This window comes from Bacteroidota bacterium (genome assembly GCA_041658205.1).
GTDB lineage: Bacteria > Bacteroidota > Ignavibacteria > UBA10030 > UBA8401 > UBA8401.
In genome coordinates, this window is the sequence record JBBAAO010000001.1 from 2050916 (window position 1) to 2076061 (window position 25146).

Below are 25146 nucleotides of genomic sequence, written 5' to 3' on the forward strand. Positions count from 1 at the left end.
TCACGCTGTCATGTGTATAATATTATCTACAAGAATATACAAAATAAAATAAAAAGACCTCATTGATTTTTCGATCAACGAGGCCTTTTTGTGAACTGAAAGCAATTTCCTATCCTTTTGGTATCATCAATGCCACAAACCGGATTTTATTATCTGCCCCTTTCACTCGAAGCAAAACAGCTTCTCCTTCTTTTTTCGATTTCATTATTTTCTCAAATTCTGTCAGCGAACTGAAATCCTTTTTATCCACATCAAGAATGAGATCACCTTCGCGAAGGAAACGGCTGGCTGCTTCACCGAAATTTTTAATCGATGAAACCACTACACCGCGGGATGCATCTCTGTCCTTTAATAAACGACTGTCTGCTTTTTTCACAGAGAATCCGAGTTTTTCGAAGTCCAAAGATCGAACAGAGGCATCCTGCGCTATAGACGGATCGTTTTCGTCTTCTTCCAGTGATGCAGTTGTTGGACCTTCGGATCGAGGTTTTAAAGTGATCACTTTTTCCATTTTCTTTTCATCGCGCCAGATGAGTAATTTCACTTTATCGCCGGGATGCTTTGAGGCAATATATGCTTGCAATTCATTCGGTGCTTTCATCGGTCTGTTATCAATGGTCAGAATGATGTCTCCGGCTTTCACTCCTGCTGCTTTTGCCGCTTCGCCGACTACTTCTTGAACAAATACACCTTCCGGTTTTTCCAATCCGCTTGCTTTGGCGAGCGTTTCGTCTACTTGAGAAATTTGTACGCCGATATAACCACGTTCAACTTTCCCATGAAGAATCAGATCGGTCGCAACACTCTTCGCAAGATTGATTGGAATGGCAAATGAATATCCTTGGTATCGCTGATTGGTTGTAGCAATTGCAGTATTAATACCAATTACTTCTCCGTAAATGTTCACCAGAGCTCCGCCGCTGTTTCCAGGATTTACTGCAGCATCCGTTTGGATAAAGTTCTCCACACCATAACTATCTTCAATCAGACGCAGGTTACCTCTTCCAAGATAACTGATGATTCCTGCCGTGACAGTTGAATTTAATCCCAACGGATTTCCGATTGCGAGCGCCCACTGCCCCACCTGCACATCATCAGAATTTCCAATCATTGCAACGGGAAGATTATCACCTTCAATTTTCACAACAGCAACATCGGTCAAAGGATCGGCACCGATTAACTTTGCTTTAAAACGGCGAGTATCGTTCAACACAACTTCGATCCCATCATCTGCAGCATTATCAACAACGTGATTGTTCGTCATGACATAACCGTCTTTCGTTACAATCACACCGGAACCTGCACCCTGCGTTTGTCCTTCCGGTTGATGAAAACGGAAATCAGGAAAAAATTTAAAGAACTCTTCTTCTCTGCCATCGGGTTTTCTAGGTTTAGTTGTTACACTGATATACACAACAGATGGTGTCGCTTCTTTTGATACTTTAACGAACGCATCATTTGCTGCTTGAAGATCAAGATCGGTTTTGGATGGTGCCTTGTCAGATCCGAGTTTAACTTGTTTTTGTTGCGCCAGTCCCAGGTCGACACCGTCAAGGTCGGAGACAAGGATCGCGCCGAAGATAATTCCGACGACGATAAAAAAGAATGCTGCAAGAATAGAACGTTTCATATAGTAATTTCTCCCTCTAGTTTCAAATTGGATTGATCATGATATACTCTGTAACAACGAAAGTGATTTCAAAGTTCTGACACTGTCAATATGATACCGAAGATATGCCTGCAAAATCGATATCAGATCATCCCGCATCACGGAATTCATTGATAACGACGTTGATTTTTCAATGGCATTTGTTTGTAAATAGTAAAGGGATTTCAAAAGTCCGCCGGATATTTTTGTTCCGGTTGATGTTTGATCCGCAGAACAGTGAGGACAGATCAATTTACCGTCTGACAGTCGAAGCAATACGGATTTAAAATCATGTTCGTCGGTTTTCCTTCCGCAGTTCAAACATGTATCCAGTGTCAAACCAAATCCGAACTGATCGAACATTTTTACCATAAAGCCGAACAATACATTCATGCCATTCTTTCCTGCACCGTCTATCGCTTGAAGGGATTCGACAATCATAGAGAACAATATTTCATTCTCTTCTTCACCATGGATCACCATATTCACCAATTCTACCAGTGCAAGTCCTGTAAACATTCGTTCAGAATCACTCTGCAGTCTGTTTAATGGTGTTACAATCTCGCTTTTCGAGAGAAGGTGAAGATCTCCATGTTCCTTTTTATAGATTACTACCGATGAATGTGTCATCGCCTCCAGCGATGACCCAAACTTGTTCGTCTTTTGATTTTTCACCCCTTTTGCGATCACTTTTATTTTTCCATACTTCCGCGAATACAATGTAACAATCTTGCTGGTATCGCGAAAGTTGATGGAATGTAATACGACCGCTTCCGTTTCCACAATCATTGTATCACCGATGATTCGATCGATTGAAGATACGGTTTTCTTAATACTCCTTTTTCCGTAATGATCGCTGAAATCAATTCCCCAGGTGTTACATCAAACGCTGGTGCAAATACTTGTGATTCAACCGGTGCGACCTGTCTTCCAAATCCGTTGATGATTTCCTCTTTCCCACGTTCTTCAATTGCAATGCGATCTCCGGACGGCATTGAAGTATCAATTGTCGATGATGGCGCGGCAATATAGAATGGAATATTATGTTCCTTTGCAAGCAGGGCAAGATTGTATGTTCCGATCTTATTGGCTGTGTCCCCATTAGCAGCAATTCTATCTGCACCGGTGATGATGAGATCTATTTTTTTTGTACGGATTGTCCACGCTGCGGAATTATCGGTGATTAACGTAGCTGGTATTCCTGCATTCAACAACTCCCACATTGTCAACCGTGCACCCTGGAGCAGGGGCCTCGTTTCATCTGCATAGACATGGATATTTTTCCCAGCTGTATGTGCCGTCAAAATCGCTCCAAACGCAGTTCCAATCCCTCCGGTAGCAAGCGCCCCGGTATTACAATGTGTCAGGATCTTTGCGTTCTTAGGAATCAATTCTGCACCATTTTCCCCGATTTGATTGCACATGATCCTATCCTCATCGTGAATCTTTTGCGCTTCAGCCTCACATTTGTCAAAGAGCGATTGAGCAGTATCACGAGGATTTAGACGAAGAACATTTCTCATTCGTTCCAACGCCCAAAAAAGATTTTTTGCCGTCGGGCGAGTAGCAGAGATTCGTTGTGCGGATTCTTCAAACAATTGTTCAAACGATTCTCGGGGAGATTTTTTTGCCGTTTGAACTCCCAATAGTACACCATAGGCCGCGGCGATACCAAGCAATGGGGCTCCTCGAATTTTCAATGCGACGATTGCATTATTCAGGACGGAAAGGTCGGATGTTTCAATATATACTTCCATAAGTGGAAGTTCCGTCTGATCCAAAAAGCGAACCGTATGTCCGAGCCATTCAATACTGTTCATTGTGCGGAGGCTTTAAACTGCAAAAACGCCAACGTGCAAAGAATATTGTTTCTCTGTCGTCCAGCGTTTTTGCGTTAACAAAAAATTATTCATCAAACTTTGATAACGCTTTGAACTCCCGAAATCTGTCCTGAATCTTCAGATAGGAAAGATCGCGCAATCCATCAAGGGATACTTTCTCAACACAGAACGATGCCATCGTGCTTCCATAGATCACCGCTCGTTTCAAATTTTCAAACGACAGATCGTCCGTTTTTGCAAGCCACGCTGTAAAACCGGATGCGAATGTATCGCCTGCACCGGTCGGATCATAAATGTCTTCCAGCGGATATGCCGGGGCCGAAAAGATATGATCTTCGTGAAACAATAGTGCCCCGTGTTCCCCTTTTTTAATGATCAATGTCTTTGCACCCATTGCCCGGATCTTCTTTGCTGCGCGCAGCAGGTTTGGATCGTTGGAAAGCAATCGTGCTTCTGAATCATTAAGAATGAAAACATCGAAGAATGGGATTGTCTTCATCAACTCTTCTTTTTTGGTTTCAATCCAAAAATTCATCGTGTCGCCGACAACCAGTGTCGGTTTTTCGATTTGTTCCAGCACTCTCCGCTGCAACGTAGGATCGATGTTCCCGAGACAAATGTATTTTGTTTTTTTATAGGATTCAGGAATTTTTGGATTGAACTTTTCAAATACATTCAAATTCAGCGATAATGTGTCACGGTTGTTTAAATCATAATGGTACCGTCCGGACCAGCGGAATGTCTTTGCATCTTGAATTATTTCCAAACCGGTGAGATCAACACCGCGTTCGTTTAAGAAATCAATCGCTGTCTGTGGGTAATCTCCCCCAACAACACCAACAAGACGAACCGGCGTAGTAAAATAACTTGCTGCAACAGCAATATAGACTGCAGATCCGCCAAGGACATCTTTAGCGATTCCGAATGGTGTTTCGATATCATCAATGGCAACTGAGCCGACAACAAGAATAGACAAAGTAACTCCTTATGGTTTTGTTTTTTTATTGATCACTGTAGGTATTAATGCTTTTTTTCGAAATGGTCCGATCGACAGCAATTGTAACTGTTCGTCCGTGATGCTTGAACTTGAAAAGAGTATTACTCCGTTTGCGTTGCTCTCCCGGCTCAATTCAATCTGCAGCAATAGTTGAGAAGGTGTCAACTTGAGAAATGGAGCAAGTCCAATATACAGCGGGAATTGTTCCCCCGTGATTCCTCGCATTTTTCCAATCGCTTCGGTGACCCAGTCGGAATTCACCGTGTAAATCATTGGGACTAAAAAATTCACGTACCCTTTGTTGGCCCAGTCGCCCCAATTCTGCATCTTTGTTTTAAGCGCCTCTTCAATATCGGGAAAAATATCTGCGGATAAAAGTATTTCCGGATTTTCCCATCGAATTTTTTTTACAAAATTGGTGATGTTTTGTTCACGCCAGAGTCTCCATGCCTCCCACTGTTCAGGGTTATCCGCAGGATTGATTGTAAGCGGATCCACGCTAGAATATTCCTTGAATTTTTCCCTGGAGACATCGCTATAATCTGATGATTCATCCAGAGGTACATTTACAGGATATCTGATATAATCCATCTGAATCCCAGTAAGATTGGGATAATTTGTCCTTACTTCTTTATAGAGTGATGCGATAAATTCCTGAGCCATCGGGTGTGCTGGATTTACATAAAGATATCCCGGTTCAGCTTTTGATATTTTTTCTCCGTTTCGTTTAACCAACTGCCAATCCGGATGTTTAGAGAGGATTGGACCGGTGCTTGTATCTTCATCGTGTCCGAGATATCCGACAAAGAAAGTGTGGATCCACGCATGAATTTCGACGCCGTATTTCTTCCCTTCTGCGATGTATGTACGAAGAGGGTCAAATCCAACAAATTCTTTTTTTTGCTTGGTAATAAAACCGGGATAAATCGTTTCACCGCGCCAGATCGTTTCCAAAAATATCATGTTGAACCCTGCATCCGCAAGTTTGCGAACAACCGCTGATATTTCCTCGCTGTTTTTCTCTGTCGGTCTGTGCCATACTCCTCTTCCTTCGACAGAGGTGGAAAGAGAGATACGATATTCAACTTCATCCAACATATGCATTCCGCGTAGGTATAATGTTGAATCCAACAAAATACTTTTTTCATCGCGTAATATTTGTAAGGAGTCTACAGCAGAACGGAACGATGCAACTTCATTTTCCGTCAGTTGTAGCCGAATCTTTTCAAGCTTTTTCAGTAATCCTTCAAGACGCATTTTTGCATAAATTCTGAACGATTCGGAATCAAATGTAACTGAGATGGATGAATCTGACAAAATAATTTTGGCGCCGACTTTTACTCTGCTCTGTAAAAATATTCTGGCTTTTCCATGACCAGAAAGAATAATCTCTCCTTGATTAATTTTCGAATTATTACCACCCATCGTGATAACAATGTTATCTTTCACCGTTGCTTCAACACCCCATTGATTTGTTCCGGTAGTCTGTTTCCCATATGAGGAAGTGTAGATGATTAATTGATGCTCTCCACGCCCGCCAGGATAATCTCTTGTGTTTTTAGGATCGATAGCAGTAATAGGATAAACTTGTTCTTCGGTTTGACTGAGAAGGGTTGATATAATGAAGCATATGGAAAAAAGTGTTTTCATAAAGCAATTTCGGAAAACGCTGCAGCTTTTTTACCACCCACAATAAAATTATGGACGATATCAAGCGCTGTCATTTGTCCCGGCCACACACACATTGCTTTTGCTTTTTCGATTGTATACCAGCCAAATTGATAATGTTCATCAGAAAGAATAGGATTCGTATTCGCTGGAACTTGTGCAGCAAAGACTACCGTATGATTTAACGTATCGTGCATGACAGAAAAAAAGGTGTTCACATGGGGCACAATCCAAAATTTTTGCGGCGTATATCCCGTCTCTTCTTTGAGCTCCCGCAATGCACCTTGTTGCGCGCTCTCACCTTTTTCGATAGAGCCGGTAACGATCTGCCACATATCCGGATATGCATTTTCCGTAATTGAGCGGCGTAGCATAAGATACATTGGCTCCTTATTCTCAAAGGAAAAAATACAGACTTCTACGATGTTGCAGATAATGTTTGCCATCGTTAACGGCCTTTAAGTTGTTCAATTTCTTCTTTTGTCAATTTCCGTATCTTCCCCGTCTGTAAATCTTCCAATCGTACGGCCCCAATGGCAATCCGCTTTAGTTCAATCACGGGAAATCCTACCGCTTCGAACATACGACGGATCTGGCGATTTTTTCCTTCAACAATAGTAACCTCGCACTCCGAAACATTATTATCGGAATACATTTTCGAAATGCGGGCAGGAAGTGTCTTATAACCATCGTCCAACTCAATCCCTTCAGCCAATTCGCTCAAGATTTCCCGAGTCAATGTTCCCTCGCAGACAACTTCATACGATTTCGGAAATTTTGATTCAGGGTTAGTCAATTTCTCTCCGAGTTGATTATCATTGGTGATCAATAATGCACCGCTTGTCTCTTTATCCAGTCTTCCGACCGGAAAGAGATGACCAATACCTTGAGTATTTTGGTTTTCCTTTAACAGATCGTAGACAGTTTTTCTTCCGCGCTCATCTACTCGCGTAGTAACAACATTGGTCGGCTTATTCATTAAAAGATAGACGAAGGATTTTTCTTTGCTCACTGATTCGGTATTTACCGAAATCTTATCGCGTGAAGGATCCACGCGGAAGGAAAGAGATTTCACAACTCTTCCGTTTACGGTTACATTTCCCTCAGCGACAAATTTTTCCGCCTGACTTCGAGAACAATATCCTAATTTTGAGAGCGCCCGAGGAAGGCTGACAACTCGTTTCGGTTGGTTCGATTTCAATCAATTAGTCCTTTCACTCCACCACGTCCTTTGGAAGACCTAACAGCATTTCGAATTGCATCAGAGGCAGTATCAGCAGCCATTTCTGCAACGAGATCGACCGGTGCAATCACTTGTCCGGCCGAAAGAGCAAATGAGACATCCCCGTCAAACGTTGTATGACATGGTTGGATAGCCCGAGCCATCCCATCATGCACACGTTGTGCTACTCTGTTTGTATCTACTTTACTCAGTTTCACATTTGAGGCAACAACAATAAGTGTGGTATTGGTATTACGTATCAATAAACGATCATTATTGAACGATGCCAATCGTTCTTGCCTTTCATAAAATCTCTCCTCTTTTCGTGCTCCGGCAATCGTTCTCCCATCCTTATCGATGATATCACCAACAGCATTTACCACGGCAATTGCCCCGACGATAATTTCTCCTGATTTCTGCGATGACGAACCAATTCCCCCTTTCATCGCATTCTCAAATCCACTCCATTTTCCAACCACAGCACCGGTGCCCGCACCAACACTTCCTTGTTCATATTTTTGTGAAGCGTGCTGGCATGCTACATAGGCATTCTCTTCTGTTGGAAAAATCGATGAACTGCCGATGTTCAGATCAAAAATAATTGCCGATGGAACAATGGGAACGATTGCCCATGGTGTTGCATATCCTATCTTTTTTTCGACCAAATATTTCATCACACCGTTCGCAGCGCCCAGACCAAACGCACTTCCACCAGAAAGCAGAATAGCATGAACTTCCTGTATTTGTTTATCCGGCGCGAGAGGAACAAGTTCGCGCGAGCCGGGAGAAGAACCACGCACATCACAACTTGCAACGGTATTTGGCGGACAGAGTATTACGGTACAACCGGTGATATTCGTTTCATCAGTATAATGTCCGACGAGAATTCCGGGAACGTCTGTAATCATAATTTAATGTGTGAAAGGAAAATACCGCACGCCATCGCCGCATTGAGCGATTCTGCTTTGCCAAACTGTGGGATATGCACTTTTTTATCGGCCAACTTCGATACTTCGGATGAAACACCATGAGATTCACTGCCGATAATAAGGGCTGTTTTCTTTGAAAAGGAAATACCCCGAAGACTGACACTCTTATCAAGTTCTGTGGAATAGATTGTAAATTTATCCTGATGACAAACGGAAAGAAAATTATTCAAATTGACTTCATCAATAATCGGTATGTGAAACATTGAACCCATGGAAGAACGAACGACTTTGGGATTATAAAGATCTACAGAGTTTTGTCCGATCACCAACGCATCAACACCGAACCAATCACACGTGCGAATGATCGTTCCAAGATTTCCTGGATCGCTGAGACGGTCCAACACCACAACGACTGCTGAAGGCTGCTGAAGGATAGCAGTGATTTTTCTCGTGCGTGAGAATCTGGGCAGAACAGCGATGATCCCCTGCGGCGTGACGGCATCAGAAAGGAACTCTAGCTCTTTCGGTTTTACCGGAAACATTTCACCTGCATAGTGTTGAAGTTTGCTCAGCACACTTTCATTTTCCACTTTTTGTGGATTATAAATGACTGTTTCGATTTCAATGCCGGCGTTCAATGCTTCTTCAACACTTTTCCACCCTTCCAGTATGAACTTCCCTTCTTCATCGCGTCCTTTTTTCTCGTGAAGTATTTTTATGGATTGTAATTTTTGTTTTGTTAACATGAGCTTTTCCTTACAAAACTATTCATAGACTCCCCACACTTCACGAAGAATATCTGAAATCTCTCCCACCGACGCATATTCCTCCACCGAACGAAGAATACAAGGAACAACATTTTCCTTTCCTTGTGCTGCTTTTTTCAGTTCAGAAAGAGATTTTTTCACACTCTCATTATTCCGTTTGCTCCTCACATCGTGAAGACTTTTAATCTGGTCATCGCGGATCGATTCATCAACTTTTAACAATGTATCCGTTTGAGTTTCCGCCACCACAAACTCATTGACACCAACAATGATCTTTTCTTTTTCATCGATCGCACGTTGATACTTATAAGCACTATCAGCAATTTCTGTTTGAAAAAATTGTTGTTCGATCGCCTTTACAGAACCGCCCATTTCATCGATTTTCAATAGGTATTCTTTTACTCGATGTTCGATATCATTGGTCAATGATTCAACATAATACGATCCGGCAAGAGGATCGACCGTATCCGTAACTCCTGATTCGAAACCAATCACTTGCTGCGTACGAAGCGCCAGTCGTGCGGATTCCTCTGTGGGCAAAGCCAATGCTTCGTCCTTTGCATTAGTGTGCAGCGATTGTGTTCCGCCGAGTACTGCGGCAAGCGCCTGTAATGTCACGCGTGGAACATTTGTCTCGATCTGTTGTGCTGCTAATGATGAACCGGCCGTTTGGGAATGAAACCGTAGTTTTAATGAATCGGGATTTTGTGCGCCGAATTCTTCTTTCATGATAGAAGCCCACAATCTTCTCGCAGCACGAAACTTAGCAACCTCCTCAAAAAGATTATTGTGCGCATTAAAAAAGAACGAGAGCCTGGGACCGAAGGAATCGATTTTTAGTCCTGCATTCAATGCCGCCCGAACATATTCCTTTGCATTGGCAAGTGTGAATGCCAGTTCTTGCACTGCCGTCGAACCTGCTTCCCGAATATGATATCCGCTGATAGAGATTGTATTCCAACTTGGAAGATTTTCGCTGCACCATGCAAAAATATCGGTCACCAGTCGCATGGAAGGCTGCGGCGGATAAATGTGCGTTCCGCGTGCAATGTACTCTTTCAAAATGTCGTTCTGTATTGTTCCAGAGATTTTTTTCAGATCGGCGTTCTGTTTTTTTGCCAAGGCAACGTACATACAAAGCAGAATCGCTGCCGTCGCATTAATCGTCATTGACGTTGTAATTTTTTGTAATTCTATGCCGCTAAAGAGCAACTCCATATCTGCCAGCGTATCAATCGCCACACCGACTTTCCCTACTTCTCCTTCACTCATTGCATGATCGGAATTATAACCCATTTGCGTAGGAAGATCGAACGCAACAGAAAGCCCAGTTGTCCCTTGGGATAATAAATATTGATACCGTTCGTTGGATTGTTTTGCGGTGCCGAATCCGGCATATTGGCGCATTGTCCACAAACGTGAACGATACATTGTCGGATGAACTCCACGTGTGAATGGAAATTGTCCAGGCTCACCTAACGGCGTTGATGCATTGAGATCGGCTGGGGAATAAAACTCCTTAATTGGAATTCCTGAATCGGTCTTGAATTTCTTCGCTGACATTCTTGTTGTAATAGAAGTGATTAATGAGTGACCGGTGGAATGAAAATAAGAAAGAAGGAGACAAGATGAAACAGGTAAGTAATACCGCTATTCCCGCCAAATGATTTTCTTTACAAACCTTCCGTCAGATTCGAATACTATTGCCCCTTCCATATCTGTTCGATAAACAGATGCGCCAGAGGCAACGAATCGTTGCAGCACCCTTTTTGATGGATGTCGAAATTTGTTGAACTTTGCCACAGAAACGACAACTTCTTTCGGTATTATGCAGGAAACAAATTCTTGAGAACTGCTGGTGGATGAGCCATGATGTCCTGCCTTCAATAGATCCGATTTCAAAAAATCAGAATACGTGTGAACAAGCTGGTCTTCGGCTTCCAATTCGGCATCACCGGTAAATAAGAAGGAGGTCTCACCATATTGAAGTTTGAAGACAACTGATGTTTCATTCAGATGAGCATATCCGTTTGCAGAGTCTGGATCGATGAATTGCTCTGTTGGATGGAGAAAATACAACTGCGCACCACCTATTGGAAGAATCATACCTGCTCTTGCCGTAATCTGTTCCATTTTTTCTTCTAACAAATCATATTCCCTAAACAACGACGAACCGGCACGCTGGTTCGCATCAATTGTTTGTTTCACGGTAAAGTGTTTCAATAAATACGGAACTCCTCCAAGATGATCGGCATGCGGATGTGTGGTGAGAATTGCGTCAATCGTTGATATTCCTTTTCGCCGCAAAAACGGTGCAATAGTTTTTTCTCCAGCATCGGATCCCGGCGACGCCGGTCCTGCGTCTACAATAACTGTTTCTCCCGTTGGAAATTGAATCACCGCTCCATCTCCTTGACCCACATCAAGAAAAGTTATGCGGAGCACTTGTTCCGAAGAACCAAATTGTGAAACGAATAATAATACATTCGCCGCTGCCAATGAGGCAAAAATAATTTTCTTTTGGATTGATCGATTACCAATATTAAAAAGAAAGCCGATCAGCAGCGAATAGGTGATTGTCTCCTGTAATCCGAACGTTGCAGTATTCACAATGGCAAACGGAACTTGTTCTGCCCACTTCACAAAATTCAGTGTGACAAAAGCGATAGTATTGTTCACCTCACTAAAGCAGGAGGCTATCCACATCCACGCGATCCCAAGAATCGCACCACTTAAACCAATTGTAACGATCACGCCGACCAAAGGAACAACGATTAGATTAGCAAATAAGGAAACGATGGACACTTTCCCAAAATAAAACGCAGTAAAAGGCAGTGTTCCAATTTGCGCTGCAAGGGAGACAGCAAACAACTGCCAAAGCCATTTCATGATTTTGAATTCTTCCAACGGCTCTGGTATTTTTGGAATGAGTGCATTGAGCTTTGGATAAAAATAGACGATGGAAAAGACTGCTGAAAAGGAGAGCTGAAATCCAACGTCGAATAATTGTTTCGGTTCAATCAATAGAATGATTACAGCAGAAACTCCAAGCATATTATAAACGTCGGTACGTTCTTCGAATAATTTTCCAGTATACAGCACTATCATCATCAACGTTGCACGAACAACAGAAGGAGTTGCACCCGTTAAAAGCATATAATAGATCAGAAAAACCATTGCCAGAAGAATTTTAGGCTTGCGGGAAAACCGAAGAAGTCCGACAATCACAAAGATAATCTCAGCGACCAGAACAACATGCGAACCGGAAACGGCCAGGACATGGATCGTTCCTGTGTTCATAAATGCGGACTTGATCTCATCGGAAATGTCAGTCCTGTCCCCCAATAACAATCCAATCAAAAAATTCGCTTCGTCCCCTTTGATCACAGTTCGAATTGTTTTGACGACAAACTCTTTCGATGGGAAAATTACATGTTCAAAAAAGAAATTCGGATCACGGTCGGGAAAGATTATAACGTTTGACGCTCCAAATACCGACATCGTAGCATAGATGTTATTCAGGGCAAGATATTCCCGATAACTGAATTCACCGGGATTCCGTTCATTACTGGGTGATTGGATAATGCTTTTGAATGAGATGTACGAACCGTATAAAATCTCTTTTGGACTTTCTTGTAATCGTTTATTTGGAAATATAGTAACGTACGCCTTACCATCAACCTGCATTGTATCAAATTCATTACACAAAGAAATAAGAGAAACAAGCAGCATCGTCTTTCCATTTTTCACTCTTGGTTCATCAATCACCTTTGCATAGACCGTCAGAGAATCAGTTAAATTGAGATAATGCGAAATATGGTGATTGTCGTGAAATTGATCATTTACAGAATATGCGGCCGCCGAAGAGAAAAAAAGTAGCGGCAGGATAGAATATGCTTGGGATAGCACACGCCTTTTCCGGTCGCGACTCAAAATTAATTCAACAATGGTTGCGGTAAGAAAACAGGCAGCACCAATTGCGGTGACACTCCAATGCAACGGAACAAATCTGGCAAAATATATTCCACCTGCAATAATCAACGCTGCAACAAGTGCCGGGCGGTTCTTCATGCAACCTATTATGATTTGAGAAATGAAATAACTGTCGGTGTAATGTGCGTAAGATTTTTAATTCGCGAGGAGAAATAGGAATGGTGTTTTCCAACAACAATTAACGGGACCGGATTTTTCGTGTGAGTCTTTACCGTAAGATCTTCAATATTTCCATGATCACTGATTATCAATAGCGTATCATTCTCATGATCAAATGAATTCAACATTCCTGAGATAAATCCATCCATCCGTTCCAACATATCCACAGCCATCGGCATTTCCTGCGAATGTCCGGCATGGTCCGTAACGAAATATTCAAAGAAAATAAGATCAACTTCTTTCCCAAATTGATGGAAGAGTCTACCGACATCTGAAGGATTCTTCGAATCGATCTCTGGGTGTCCGAGTTCTTTCCATTTCGTTCCGGAAATATCGGCGGAGATGGCTCGTTGATTAATTATATCATCATGTGTATTGAGAGTTTTCCCGGTCGAGATGTAGGATAATGCAATCGTTGGAACTTTCCCTTTTGGGCCAAAAATGTATTCGAAATATCGCTTTGGGTAACCATTCGCAAAAAAAAATGTTTTATTTAATTTCTGAAGCTGTTTGAATAAATTTTTTTCTTTAATAACAGGAATAAGAGTTGAGTACGGATGAGGGCCAAAATGTTTGCCAACAAATTTTGATGCATTCATCCCTGTCATGATAGCTGTTTGCCCTGTGCCGCTTTGCGGCAATCCCGGAACGCGGAGAGTAGTATTGACGGGAGAAAGAGAGACTACATCTGATGAGAACTCTTTAAAGGAAAGCGACGGTAGATTACCATCAAAGAGTCGTTGAAATGTCGGAAGTTTGGCGGAAAAAAAAGGATTTGTTTTGGGGTCATTCTTCCCGTAACCAACGCCATCCCAAAAGATGAAATAGAAAGCCATAGAAAAAAGTAAAAAGGCAAAAGTATTAAGTCAAAAAAAAATTATATTTTGATGACACTTTTTTACTTGCTGAAGCAATGAATATTAATTTTTCGATTCAATAATTACTGTCACCGGACCATCGTTGACAAGAGAAACGTCCATCATCGCTCGAAAGACGCCAGTGGCGACTCTTTCCTTGCCAATCAGTTCTTTCACGGATGCTGTGAACTTCTCATATAACGGCTCAGCAATCTGCGGCGGCGCTGCCTCAATAAAACTCGGGCGATTTCCTTTTCTGGTATCCCCGTATAATGTGAACTGAGAAACGATTAATACCGATCCTTGCACATCATTTACAGAGAGATTCATCTTTCCTTCAGCATCTTCAAAAATCCGCAATGCGGTACATTTTTCTGCAAGATATTTTCCATCATCCTCAGTATCGCTCAATTTAACACCGAGGAAGATCAACAGACCTTTTCCAATTTGACTATGTATCGTACCGTCAATAGTCACTTGCGCCGAAGAAACACGCTGAATCAATGCTTTCATGATGATTGTTTCGTTGCGATATAGAACAGATGTCTTTGAATCCCTTGGTAATCTTTTACAATAATTGGATTTGAAAAACCACAATGCGTAAAAATTGTTTGAACACTTTCTGATTGATCGTATGCATGTTCAACTCCCACAATACCTTGCTCAATTAACAAATCTTCAGCAAGATGTGCAATCACAGTATAGAATTTCAACCCATTTCCATTGTCTGTTAAGGCAGAATTGGGTTCGAAATTCTTAACATCGTTTGAAACTAGTTCAAATTCTTTTTGGGATATATAGGGAGGATTGGAAAGAATACAATGGAACTTTTGTGCAAATGGTTGTGAAGTCACATTAAAGAGATCGGATTGTTGAAAGAGGATTCGTTCTGCAACTCCATGCTGCTCGGCATTTTGTTGAGCTAATTCCAATGCTTCCTTGCTCACGTCAATAGCGGTGATTTGAGCGTTGGGAATCATTTTTGCTACGCTGACGGCAATGCACCCGCTTCCTGTTCCAATATCAAGTATCGAAATTATCGTTTCATTGGAAAATTTTTGGTGTAACAGTTCGATTGATTTTTCAACAAGTAATTCGGTCTCGGGGCGCGGGATTAACACTCGCTTATCCACACGAAATTTCAATCCCATAAATTCCGTATCGCCGAGAATGTATTGGAGCGGTTCGCGGGTAAGACGACGTTTAAGCAGTTCTTTGAACTGTGCTAATTCTTGATCGGTGAGCGGTTGATCAAATTTGGTGTAGAGTTGTATCCGTTGAAATTGCAAAACATGTGCGAGCAGTAATTCGATTGTAAGCCTGGCATCATCGATGCTTTTCTCGGTAAGATATTCTGTTCCCCACGTAATAAGTTCGAGGATCGTCCAGATCTTCTTTGGTGCTGCCGTTTGACTCAAAAAATTATTTCTTTCCTTTATGGATTTTGCCGTTCTTGGTCTTGGTTTTTGTGACTTTTGCAGCGGTCGTATGCTGCTTCTTTTTTTCTATTGCCGGTGGTGTTGCTTTCTTTGCACCATTCTTGTGATTCGAATGGACATGTCCGGAAATCTTTGTTGTATCCTCGTCATCGTCATCATCGGATATTTTTTTTCGCTCGTATTTTTTCAGTCCTACAATTTGGTCCTGATTGAACCCGAGTTTTTCCATTTTTTCCACTTCAAAGAAATCCTCTCCAACCTCATATTCTCCTTCTTCTTCCCCGACATCAACATCCTCAATCTCTTCTTCAATCTTCGCGGCAACAAATATGAAACGTTTATCCGCCTCAATAAGCATTTCAAAATCGCCGAGGTTTTCCGGCATGTCAAATTTTACCTCCTCCGCACGCTCAGCCATTTCGTCCCACAATTCCAGGATCGGAACTTCTTTTGTTTTATGTGCTTCTAAATATTTTTCGGCTTCCGATAATAATTTTTCGTACATAGATACCTCCTTGACAAAAAATCCTTTCTCTTCGTGGAATCGTCAACACATTTATTTTTGGTAACGAATTATTCCGCCAATAATCGTCATCGTCACTTCTGTGGATAAAATTTCCTTCGGATCAACAGTCATAATATCCTTAGAAAGCATAACGATATCCGCCAGTTTTCCTTCTTCAATACTTCCTTTTTCACTTTCCTTAAATTCAGCATACGCTCCCCACAATGTAAATGCACGAAGCGCCTCTGTTCGTGTCATTTTCTGTGGTGCAAACCATCCTCCTTCATAAAGAGTGGAATCTCTTATTTTTTCAGCTGACAATTGAAATTTCTCTTCTACATCACGCGCATTTCGAGGAATTCCATCTTTATCCTGTCGTGTGATAGCGGCATAAAATCCAAACAGCGGATTAGGGTATTCAATGGGAAAGTCCGATCCGGCGGGGATCATATTACCATCGTCCAGTAAAAAACGCCAGGCATATGCACCAAGGATCCGCTCGGGACCAATCCGCGCTTGCGCCCAATACATATCCGATGTTGCATGAGTTGGCTGCATACTTGGAATAACATCCAGTTTTTTAAAGCGCAGAATATCATCCGGCGAGATGATCTGTGCATGTTCAATTCTGAGCCGGGCAGTGCGCGCCTGCATTGGGAATTTTTGCGATGCCTTTTCAAATTCATTTAATGCAATATTGTTTGCTCTATCACCAATAGCATGCACTGCTACCTGAAATCCTTTTTGTAATGCAAGTTCGGTGATGATGCGGATAGAATCGGGAGAAAATGTTATTACCCCGCGGCTTTCCGGTTCATCGCTATATGGTTCAATCAATGCGGCACCGCGTGATCCCAACGCACCATCTAAATAGAGTTTGATGGACCGAACGGCAAAGAAGTTGTTCCCTTTGTCATTATATGGACCGCTTTGAAACATTTCGTCCAAGAAATGTCCGTTGCCGCCAATAAGACCATAGATGCGCAGAGGCAATTGTTGACGATCAGTAAGTTCTTTGTAAATGTCAAAATCAATTTTATCGATTCCCATGTCATGAACTCCGGTAATGCCGAGTTTTAGACATTCATCAAATGCTTTTGAATACAACGCTATTTTTTCTCCCTTGGTATATTCCGGAACAACGGTACGAATGACCGCTTCAGCGTTATCAATAAATATTCCGGTGGGATTTCCAAAACGATCTCGATGAATTATTCCGCCGGGAATTTCAATTTTCAGATCGGTATTTTTTTTTGCGATTTCCATTGCCTTGGCATTCACCCAAATGGCATGACCGTCAACACGGCTTAGTATCACCGGATTATCAGGAGAAACTTTATCTAGGATTGAAGCAGTAGGAAATGGTTTTTCACCTGTCCCTGAACCCCAGTCATTCTGATCCCATCCCCGTCCGCGGATCCATTCGCCCGGCTTTACATTCTTTGCACTTTGTGCAACCATAGCAGCAATCTGCTGGGACGATGTTGTGCCGTAAAGATTTAATTCCGAAAGACTCTGTCCCAATCCCATCACATGTGCATGTGAATCAATGAATCCCGGTACAATCGTTTTTCCGTCTGCGTTGATTACATTTTGTGATGTGTATTGATTTTCGATATCTTGTGTTGAACCAACGGCGATGATTCTGCTTCCACGAATCGCAATCGCTTCCGCTGTAGAGTTATCACGATCAACGGTATAGACAATTGCATTCGTGATGATTAAATCTGCAGATTGTTTGCGCGCAGCAATAGTCATAAACGTTGAAACGGAAACGATGAGTGCTAACAGTATGAGGAAAAGTTTTTTCATGAAATGCTGGAATCCCTTAGCCGAAAATTACAAAAGGGATCTTGTAAAAGCCAATACCTTTTAAAATAACTCTCGACACTCACCAACAAATATATTTTAAACAGTAGTGTTTTTTTCACAGAAAATACATATAGGAAATCCATGAAAGAATTCGATGAATTTGTCTCTATTATGAGGCGCTTGCGAAAAGAATGTCCATGGGATAAGGAACAGACACACGAATCACTGAAGAAGCATTTTATTGAAGAAGCGTATGAAGCGCTGGATGCCGTCGATCGAAAAAATTTTGAAGACTTAAAAGGAGAACTGGGAGATGTCGCGCTGCAGGTTGTTTTCCATTCCTTGATAGCGGAAGAGGAAGAAAAATTCACGCTGGAAGAAGTTTTTACTACGATCAATGAAAAACTGATCCGACGTCATCCGCACATTTACGGAGATGCGGTTGTGAATTCCGGAGCTGAACAATCCGCTCTGTGGGATAAAATCAAAATGACGGAAGGCCGCTCATCGTTGTTGGACGGAATTCCAAACCATTTTCCGGCACTGATGAAGGCAGAAAAAGTACAAAAGAAAGCAGCAAAGGTCGGTTTTGATTGGAGTAAAAAGGAAGATGTTTGGAAAAAAGTGGAAGAAGAACTTAATGAACTGCACACAGCAATGGCATCCAACAATCAAGAACAGACAGACAAAGAATTCGGGGATGTTCTTTTTTCTCTTGTCAATTATGCACGTTTCATCAATGTAGATCCCGAAGAATCATTGCATTCCACAATACAAAAATTTACAACGAGATTTCAATATATTGAGCAGAAATTACTGGAACAGCAAAAAGATATTCACAACACAAGTTTGGAAGAGATGGATGCGTTATGGAACGAAGCGAAAGGGAAATAGTAACTACTTTCCCTTTCCGCTCTCACGCTCTCCAAATTTAGCATAGGCATCAATAATTTCTCTCACCAAACGATGGCGGACAACATCCGTTTTGTCAAAATAGACAAAATCGATCCCTTCGATCTTTTTCAGCACTTCCTGAATCTGCACCAGACCGGACGTAGCATTGGCCGGCAAATCGATCTGCGTTACGTCGCCGGTAATGATCGCTTTGGAGTTATTTCCGAGACGAGTCAGGAACATCTTCATCTGCATTGCCGTTGCATTTTGAGCTTCATCAAGAATCACAAATGCATTATGCAGTGTCCGTCCCCGCATATATGCCAACGGGACGATCTCAATGATTCTTCGCTCCATATACATCTTCAATTTTTCGCCTGGCAGCATATCATCCAGCGCATCATACAGCGGACGAAGGTATGGATCGATCTTCTGGGCCATATCTCCGGGTAAAAATCCAAGTGACTCTCCCGCTTCAACTGCTGGGCGTGCAAGAACGATCTTGCTCACTTCATTATTTTTTAAACTTGCCACAGCCATCGCTACAGCAAGATACGTTTTTCCTGTCCCGGCAGGACCGATGGCAAAAACAATGTCGTTGCGCTGTGATTTATCCAAATAGTCGCGCTGTGTCGGTGTCTTTGCTTTAATGATGGAATTTTTAGTGAACAGAACGGCAACATCACTCTCTTTTACCTTCGACATCGTCAATTTCGTCTGAGTGACATCAACAACCAAATCCAGAACAGTGTTCACGTCATTTGCGGTTAAGACACCGTTTTTCGCAAGAAGAAATTGAAGCTCGTTAAAAACCCGCTCAAGCTGTTCCAGCTCTACCTCTTCACCTCGCAGCGTGATGTTGCTTCCGCGTGCAGTGATGGATGCATCAAACCGTTGTTCAATCAAATGCAGATGCGAATCATTGTACCCAAGCAGAGATAATGGATCCACATCCTTCAACAATAATTTCTTTTCGATATTCACTCTCCTGATTGTATTTTTTTTGGAAAATAGTAACTACTCAGCAACGAAATAAAACAATATAAAATCATTGTCATTTCCCGAAGGGATGGCCTAGCCACTGAACGAGTTCCGCAATTTTGTTGCGGAACGCAGTGAAGTCCCGCTTTTCGGATTCCGCTCATAACGGGATTCAAAAAAGCGGAAAATCTGATTTGTGCGCTCGAAGATTCATGTGTAGTTTTTTCAGATTCTTCGCTACGCTCAGAATAACAAGTAATTTATGATTCACCCAAATCATAGCTGAGCAGTTACGAAAAATATAAATTTGTAGTATTAAAAACAGTTCTTTAAGATTTTACACTCCGATGTTCCCTTCCCAAAAACGATTGAAACAACATCAAACCGACAATTGATCTCTCCAATATTTCTTTTCAGAACATATCCTTCAGCAGTTCGACGAAGCAATTCCTGTTTTTTGGGTGTTACGGATTCTTCCGGTTCTCCAAATTTTGTTGATCGACGCGATTTCACTTCCACAAAGACAAGCGTTGTCCCATCTTTAGCAACGATATCAATCTCTCCATGATTATAGTAATAATTTTGTTCGATGATCTCATACCCGTTTTGCCGCAAGTACTCTGCAGCGATATCTTCTCCAAGTTTTCCGGTCTTTCGTAGTTCCTGATCCATTTTTGTATCCTGCTGCAAAAACGCTAAACTCAAAGAAGTTTAAAATTCCTTTTATGCTCTTTAGTGTTTTCGTGATTTCGTGGCACTATTAGAATGTGATTTTACGGTAATCCAAATACAATTCAGAATATCTTTGGATTTTATCTTTTTTCCAAACCATCTAACTGATTGACATGGAATGAACGGCGATGAATCGGCGAATAACCATGTTTGCGAATTGCTTCGATATGTGCTTTTGTCCCGTATCCTTTGTGTTTTGCAAAATCATACTCGGGATATTGATCGTGTAAATCTTTCATTAACGAATCACGTGTTACTTTTGCAATGATTGATGCAGCAGCAATGGAATGAGAAAGCGCATCACCTTTAATGATATTTTCAACAGGAAAACGTTCGTGCCGGAAAAAATTTCCGTCTACAAGAAGCTGCTGCGGTTTTATTTTGAGCAATTCAATCGCTTTGTTCATGGCAAGGAAGGAGGCCTGCAGAATATTGATCCTGTCGATCACTTCATGACCAACAATGCCAATCCCTACCGCTAATGCTTTTTCATGTATAAGGTGAAACAACGTTTCCCGTTTTTTCTCTGTCAGTTTTTTGGAATCGTTAACACCTTCAATCAGTACGTCAGGCGCAAAGATAACTGCCGATGCCACGACAGGACCGGCAAGAGGGCCTCTTCCAGCTTCGTCGACTCCGGCAATATACTGTATTCCGTTATTCCAATATTTTTGTTCGTATTCTAACACAACTTTAATCTATCAAGTATTTTTAGACTGTACATTGTTATCGAACATCTGTTATCTGATATCGGTCCTCTGAAATCTTACATTTCAAATTCATCCCAAATAAATCGCCGCGAGTCCTACCAGCATGTCCCACTTCAAGATATTCGAAAGTATGTTAAGATTCTTTATTGACTGATCTTTCCATAATGAATAAATAACGTACAATAAAACAACATTCACTCCTACATTCACCAGAACAAGATATTTTACACTATATATTCCAAACATATAAGGAACAACGGTTGAGGCAATAACCAACAACAAAAATAGCGTCGCGATAATCGCAGCACTCTTCATTCCATACAACACGGGAAATGTTGTCGCACCGTTTTTTGCGTCTCCTTCAACATCTTCCATATCCTTAATGATCTCCCGTCCAACATTGATGAGGAAAGCAAATACCGCCGGAATAACTGCTTGCCGCATATTCCCGACTGCAGCACCGCCAAAGATAAAGGTAAGTCCTGTTAAACCACCCACGATTAAATTTCCTATCAGCGGAGTCCCTTTAAATACTTTGCTGTATAACACAATCGTTGGAACAGCGACAAACGCGATGATGAATGCCGGACGTGTGGTATAAGCAGTCATAATCATACCAGCACCGGTCAAACCACCATAGAACATCAACGCATCATATTTCGAAACAGCACCGCTCGGAATCGGGCGTTCCGGTTTGTTGATACGGTCAATATCAACATCAAGGATATCGTTGATCACCATTCCCCCGCTTGCAATACATGCACCGCCAAGAGATGCAAATATCATGAAGAGTATCTGTGCTTGAGTTCCTCCGGCGAGTAAACAAGCCACAAAAATTGAAAGAGCTGTGATGATAAAATTGACTGGTCGAATTAAAGTAATATATGGTTTCATTAAAACTCGTTGATAATACCTACGTGAATTTTCCCGTTACTGAAACTATCTCCCTGACCGAGCGCATAGCTGATGTTTAAAATACCTAATCCCGTCTCAATACGCGCCCCCAAACCAAATCCATATAATCGCTTTTCCTGATGTATGATCAGTCTAAGGGGATCCGCAGGACGTGAAAAGTATCCGGCGTCTACAAATCCGAAGAACGATGATGCTCGTCCTGTGAGGAAGCGATATTCCACATTAATGTACGCAATTTGATTTGCAAAAAATTGATTTTCGCGATAGCCGCGGAGCGTTGTAGCGCCGCCAAATTGGAACAGGTCGCTCACTTCCAGTTGAGAGGAAGAAATTTGTTTTCCATGTACGCCGATCATTATCACCTGACGATTGAAGGGGGAGACATACGCCTCAGCATCAAGCGTATATTTTTGGATGGAGAAACTTGTCCCACTTGCCAAGAATAAGAATTGCTGCGGACCGGTAATATTTTTCATTCCCTGCTGCACGGTTGTAGAATATTTCACTCCGTTAGTTGGATTCTGCAAATTATCTCGCGTATCGTAGAGAATTTCTCCGCCGAAGAGCAATGCATTGCTTTCAAAGACGGTAAATTTTGTCACGTTGGAAGAAGGATAAACCGATTCCGATGATATATTTCCCGCAACAGATAATTCTTCGGAAATGGCATATTCTCCGCGAGCTTCAATTTTCGTTTTTACGTACGAAGAATCCTGTTTGCGCTGGAAAAACGTTCCACCGATACTAAACGGGACACCAAACAGCCACGGTTCTCGATATTGCAATTCCAATTCCTGTGTGGTTTCTGTTTCACGCTGCCATTTGATCAACGCTTTGCGTCCTGTACCAAATAAATTCCGCATCGCTACAAAAACATTTCCGGTAAAGTATCCATCAGTATTCGGGATAGTCGCCGGAATATATCCGATAATACCGTCGAAGGTATTCGTATTCCCTTCTTTTACAGTAATACGTAATCCCCCATACAACGTGTCACCTGTCGCACCGGAATTGATATAGAGCTGCGGTTCACTGACTGAAGAGAATAACTGCAATCGTTCAAGTCTGCGTTGAATTTTTTCCAGTTTGTCTTGATTGAATACTTCTCCGTTTTCCATTCTCGCTTCACGCACAACCACTGCCGATGAGGTGGATGAATTCCCTTCCACTTGAATCTCATTCAATAATACTTTTGAGCCTTCTTCTATGTTCAATTGAATAATCAATTTTGAAGAATCGGCAGGATCCATGTGAATGCTATCGCTGTGTATTTTTACGAACGGATAACCCCGCCGCGAATAATAATCAAGAATGGATCGAATATCCGATTCCAATAATGCTGCGTTCGCGGGTGAGCCGGAAGAAGATTCAAGCACGATCAGGAGTTCTTTTGTTGGAAAGGAATTATTTCCGGAGATTTTTATTTCAGAAATAAGTGTACGTTGACGCTCGCTTAGATATATCTTGATGCCGACCTTGGCGGTATCTTCTGACAATTGTGAGACTGTCGAGTCAATCGTGAATGTGTAAAATCCCTCTGTTCGATAGATCTCCTTAAGCACAGTTAAGGATTGCGAAAAAGATGAAAATGGTGAGCCGATCTTCGATGGGATCTTTTCCAGTAAATCCCTTTGAGAAAAATTGGAATTACCGATGATCTCAATTGATGAAATTGTTGTTTGTGCGAACGATACACTCGCAAACAAAAAAAGCCATCCACATAACATGAACGGCCTTGGTTTCCATATAAATAGTGGCAATATCATTCAATGTCCCGCCCGGGCGGAACGTTATTGTCCGGTTTTTAATCGCTGCAGCATTTCCCAAATCGGGGTCAACAGCCGATAATCGCCGAAACCCGATTCATCAACAAAGACCACGCTGCGATTATAGTCATAATATGACCAGATTTCGTACGGTTTTGAATCGATATCAAACGGATGGCGTTCGACATTGTTTGGAGATCCAAAAAGAATAAAGACCATTCCCATATCGGTCTTCCAGCCCGCTTGGTAGTGCGAAAAATTTTTGTTCGCATATTCCACGCGACTGTAATACTCTTCCATGTATTCATTTCGTTTCGTGGAACCATTAGGATCACGCCGCTGCCAAAATGCATCAAACAGATTTCGCTTTGCCTCTTCGGTTTCCGCTTCTTCTATCTCGTCATACTCTTTTTCTTTCGCGATATACCGCATTTGTTTGATGGCAAGATCGAGATCGGAAATGCTGATTGGCATATTTCCCCATCGTACGACGAATGATCGCTGTTTTAATGCCGGTATTTCATTCGGATCATCAAGCCATGACCGAACTTCGACATTCAAGAGATATGTCCCCGAAGAATATTTTGCACTGTCAAAGCGCGTGATAATCTGGCTGCGATTTCCGCGAGAGCGATAATTCTGAAATTTATTCAGAAGCTCCCTTCCCTTATTATCAATAATCGTGTAATGGAGTTCCAATGAATCAGAAATACGTGAAGAATACAGTTCAAAAAAGATTGAGAAAGAATTATTATTCTCACCGATATTCCCGGAGACATTCGGAGCGAGGGAACGCCGCTCTCCTTCGGTATTAATCCGGTTCACCAGCATAATATCGCTGATGGAAATCGCCTTCGTGGAATAATTTCCAACGATGATCTTTTTGATGACATGGAAAACTTTTTTGGATTCGGTGTCGCGGACTTGTGATCGAAGTGTGTAGATCCCCGGCGTGATATTGACTGATCGCTGTGTTAAACTAAACGCCTTTTTGGATTCTGTATAGTCGAATAACGGAACACTGACATCTTCCGTCCAGACCTTTTCCGACATGGAAACATTATCATCCGTGAGAAAATTCAACATCACTTCATATCGAGCAGTATATCGATCGTTCTTTTTGATAAATTGAATTGCATCATATGGCACCTGGATGTATACATCCACACGCGAGGAAATAGAATCGCTAGCTGCAAAACTTAGCGCATCAACAAAAAACTCCGGTAAATCGAACCCAGTTACCGGCTTGCGCGCTTCAACTTGCGCCATTATTATTGATGAGCAAAAAATGAGAAGAAATAATGTTTTCAT

The 25146-nt window shown here is 41.9% G+C and carries 23 protein-coding genes; 1 reads left to right on the forward strand and 22 read right to left on the reverse strand.

Annotated features, from left to right (window positions below; all coding sequences use genetic code 11):
- Positions 1 to 109: 109 nt before the first annotated feature.
- The 16 genes from WDA22_08460 to WDA22_08535 form a co-directional block, all read right to left on the reverse strand.
- Positions 110 to 1630 carry a Do family serine endopeptidase gene (locus WDA22_08460; protein MFA5833495.1) on the reverse strand — a complete coding sequence of 507 codons (1521 nt, stop codon included), beginning with the start codon at positions 1628 to 1630 and terminating at the stop codon, positions 110 to 112.
- Between the two features lie 36 nt (positions 1631 to 1666).
- Entirely contained in the window at positions 1667 to 2437 is a 771-nt protein-coding gene (gene recO, locus WDA22_08465) for a DNA repair protein RecO (GenBank protein ID MFA5833496.1), read from the reverse strand.
- Positions 2434 to 3468, reverse strand: a complete 1035-nt coding sequence (mtnA, locus tag WDA22_08470) for an S-methyl-5-thioribose-1-phosphate isomerase (protein ID MFA5833497.1) — start codon at positions 3466 to 3468, stop codon at positions 2434 to 2436. Before mtnA ends, recO begins: the two co-directional genes overlap by 4 nt.
- An 85-nt stretch (positions 3469 to 3553) precedes the next feature.
- Positions 3554 to 4465: a PfkB family carbohydrate kinase gene (locus tag WDA22_08475; protein ID MFA5833498.1), complete on the reverse strand. Its 912-nt coding sequence runs from the start codon at positions 4463 to 4465 to the stop codon at positions 3554 to 3556.
- A 9-nt stretch (positions 4466 to 4474) separates the two neighbouring features.
- Positions 4475 to 6136, reverse strand: coding sequence for a family 10 glycosylhydrolase (locus WDA22_08480; protein ID MFA5833499.1), 1662 nt, complete (start codon positions 6134 to 6136; stop codon positions 4475 to 4477).
- Positions 6133 to 6600, reverse strand: coding sequence for an NUDIX pyrophosphatase (locus WDA22_08485; GenBank protein MFA5833500.1), 468 nt, complete (start codon positions 6598 to 6600; stop codon positions 6133 to 6135). Before WDA22_08485 ends, WDA22_08480 begins: the two co-directional genes overlap by 4 nt.
- Before the next feature lie 2 nt (positions 6601 to 6602).
- Positions 6603 to 7355, reverse strand: coding sequence for a pseudouridine synthase (locus WDA22_08490; GenBank protein ID MFA5833501.1), 753 nt, complete (start codon positions 7353 to 7355; stop codon positions 6603 to 6605).
- Positions 7352 to 8284, reverse strand: coding sequence for a P1 family peptidase (locus WDA22_08495; GenBank protein ID MFA5833502.1), 933 nt, complete (start codon positions 8282 to 8284; stop codon positions 7352 to 7354). The genes WDA22_08490 and WDA22_08495 overlap by 4 nt, the downstream gene beginning before the upstream one ends.
- Complete coding sequence (locus tag WDA22_08500) at positions 8281 to 9051, reverse strand: RNA methyltransferase (protein ID MFA5833503.1); 771 nt, start codon at positions 9049 to 9051, stop codon at positions 8281 to 8283. Before WDA22_08500 ends, WDA22_08495 begins: the two co-directional genes overlap by 4 nt.
- Before the next feature lie 18 nt (positions 9052 to 9069).
- The gene (locus WDA22_08505) at positions 9070 to 10635 is read right to left on the reverse strand and encodes a methylmalonyl-CoA mutase family protein (protein MFA5833504.1); all 1566 of its coding nucleotides are present in this window, start codon (positions 10633 to 10635) and stop codon (positions 9070 to 9072) included.
- A gap of 87 nt (positions 10636 to 10722) precedes the next feature.
- The gene (locus tag WDA22_08510; protein MFA5833505.1) at positions 10723 to 13143 is read right to left on the reverse strand and encodes a DNA internalization-related competence protein ComEC/Rec2; all 2421 of its coding nucleotides are present in this window, start codon (positions 13141 to 13143) and stop codon (positions 10723 to 10725) included.
- Between the two features lie 8 nt (positions 13144 to 13151).
- A complete protein-coding gene (locus tag WDA22_08515; protein MFA5833506.1) occupies positions 13152 to 14060 on the reverse strand; it encodes a hypothetical protein in 909 nt (302 codons plus the stop codon).
- An 84-nt stretch (positions 14061 to 14144) separates the two neighbouring features.
- Positions 14145 to 14594, reverse strand: a complete 450-nt coding sequence (dtd, locus tag WDA22_08520) for a D-aminoacyl-tRNA deacylase (GenBank protein MFA5833507.1) — start codon at positions 14592 to 14594, stop codon at positions 14145 to 14147.
- On the reverse strand, positions 14591 to 15499 hold the full coding sequence (gene prmC / locus WDA22_08525) for a peptide chain release factor N(5)-glutamine methyltransferase (protein MFA5833508.1): 909 nt from the start codon (positions 15497 to 15499) through the stop codon (positions 14591 to 14593). Before prmC ends, dtd begins: the two co-directional genes overlap by 4 nt.
- A gap of 4 nt (positions 15500 to 15503) precedes the next feature.
- Positions 15504 to 16025: a hypothetical protein gene (locus WDA22_08530; GenBank protein MFA5833509.1), complete on the reverse strand. Its 522-nt coding sequence runs from the start codon at positions 16023 to 16025 to the stop codon at positions 15504 to 15506.
- Between the two features lie 51 nt (positions 16026 to 16076).
- On the reverse strand, positions 16077 to 17837 hold the full coding sequence (locus WDA22_08535; protein MFA5833510.1) for an amidohydrolase: 1761 nt from the start codon (positions 17835 to 17837) through the stop codon (positions 16077 to 16079).
- Positions 17838 to 17978: 141 nt separating this feature from the next.
- On the opposite strand from WDA22_08535, the gene mazG reads away from it, so the two are divergent.
- On the forward strand, positions 17979 to 18731 hold the full coding sequence (mazG, locus tag WDA22_08540; protein MFA5833511.1) for a nucleoside triphosphate pyrophosphohydrolase: 753 nt from the start codon (positions 17979 to 17981) through the stop codon (positions 18729 to 18731).
- A gap of 3 nt (positions 18732 to 18734) precedes the next feature.
- On the opposite strand, the gene WDA22_08545 is transcribed toward mazG, so the two are convergent.
- The 6 genes from WDA22_08545 to WDA22_08570 form a co-directional block, all read right to left on the reverse strand.
- Positions 18735 to 19715 carry a PhoH family protein gene (locus WDA22_08545; protein MFA5833512.1) on the reverse strand — a complete coding sequence of 327 codons (981 nt, stop codon included), beginning with the start codon at positions 19713 to 19715 and terminating at the stop codon, positions 18735 to 18737.
- A gap of 312 nt (positions 19716 to 20027) precedes the next feature.
- Positions 20028 to 20417, reverse strand: coding sequence for a YraN family protein (locus tag WDA22_08550; protein ID MFA5833513.1), 390 nt, complete (start codon positions 20415 to 20417; stop codon positions 20028 to 20030).
- 107 nt (positions 20418 to 20524) lie between these two features.
- On the reverse strand, positions 20525 to 21133 hold the full coding sequence (locus WDA22_08555) for a ribonuclease HII (protein MFA5833514.1): 609 nt from the start codon (positions 21131 to 21133) through the stop codon (positions 20525 to 20527).
- A gap of 90 nt (positions 21134 to 21223) precedes the next feature.
- Entirely contained in the window at positions 21224 to 22048 is an 825-nt protein-coding gene (locus tag WDA22_08560) for a geranylgeranylglycerol-phosphate geranylgeranyltransferase (protein ID MFA5833515.1), read from the reverse strand.
- Positions 22048 to 23835, reverse strand: a complete 1788-nt coding sequence (locus tag WDA22_08565) for a POTRA domain-containing protein (GenBank protein ID MFA5833516.1) — start codon at positions 23833 to 23835, stop codon at positions 22048 to 22050. The genes WDA22_08560 and WDA22_08565 overlap by 1 nt, the downstream gene beginning before the upstream one ends.
- Before the next feature lie 24 nt (positions 23836 to 23859).
- Positions 23860 to 25146 carry a GWxTD domain-containing protein gene (locus WDA22_08570; protein ID MFA5833517.1) on the reverse strand — a complete coding sequence of 429 codons (1287 nt, stop codon included), beginning with the start codon at positions 25144 to 25146 and terminating at the stop codon, positions 23860 to 23862.

Coding starts and splice junctions, on each gene's coding strand:
- WDA22_08460 (MFA5833495.1), bottom strand. CDS start 1,630: ATGAAACGTTCTATTCTTGCAGCATTCTTTTTTATCGTCGTCGGAATT.
- recO (MFA5833496.1), bottom strand. CDS start 2,437: ATGATTGTGGAAACGGAAGCGGTCGTATTACATTCCATCAACTTTCGC.
- mtnA (MFA5833497.1), bottom strand. CDS start 3,468: ATGAACAGTATTGAATGGCTCGGACATACGGTTCGCTTTTTGGATCAG.
- WDA22_08480 (MFA5833499.1), bottom strand. CDS start 6,136: ATGAAAACACTTTTTTCCATATGCTTCATTATATCAACCCTTCTCAGT.
- WDA22_08485 (MFA5833500.1), bottom strand. CDS start 6,600: ATGGCAAACATTATCTGCAACATCGTAGAAGTCTGTATTTTTTCCTTT.
- WDA22_08495 (MFA5833502.1), bottom strand. CDS start 8,284: ATGATTACAGACGTTCCCGGAATTCTCGTCGGACATTATACTGATGAA.
- WDA22_08500 (MFA5833503.1), bottom strand. CDS start 9,051: ATGTTAACAAAACAAAAATTACAATCCATAAAAATACTTCACGAGAAA.
- WDA22_08505 (MFA5833504.1), bottom strand. CDS start 10,635: ATGTCAGCGAAGAAATTCAAGACCGATTCAGGAATTCCAATTAAGGAG.
- WDA22_08510 (MFA5833505.1), bottom strand. CDS start 13,143: ATGAAGAACCGCCCGGCACTTGTTGCAGCGTTGATTATTGCAGGTGGA.
- WDA22_08515 (MFA5833506.1), bottom strand. CDS start 14,060: ATGGCTTTCTATTTCATCTTTTGGGATGGCGTTGGTTACGGGAAGAAT.
- dtd (MFA5833507.1), bottom strand. CDS start 14,594: ATGAAAGCATTGATTCAGCGTGTTTCTTCGGCGCAAGTGACTATTGAC.
- WDA22_08530 (MFA5833509.1), bottom strand. CDS start 16,025: ATGTACGAAAAATTATTATCGGAAGCCGAAAAATATTTAGAAGCACAT.
- WDA22_08535 (MFA5833510.1), bottom strand. CDS start 17,837: ATGAAAAAACTTTTCCTCATACTGTTAGCACTCATCGTTTCCGTTTCA.
- mazG (MFA5833511.1), top strand. CDS start 17,979: ATGAAAGAATTCGATGAATTTGTCTCTATTATGAGGCGCTTGCGAAAA.
- WDA22_08560 (MFA5833515.1), bottom strand. CDS start 22,048: ATGAAACCATATATTACTTTAATTCGACCAGTCAATTTTATCATCACA.
- WDA22_08565 (MFA5833516.1), bottom strand. CDS start 23,835: ATGATATTGCCACTATTTATATGGAAACCAAGGCCGTTCATGTTATGT.
- WDA22_08570 (MFA5833517.1), bottom strand. CDS start 25,146: ATGAAAACATTATTTCTTCTCATTTTTTGCTCATCAATAATAATGGCG.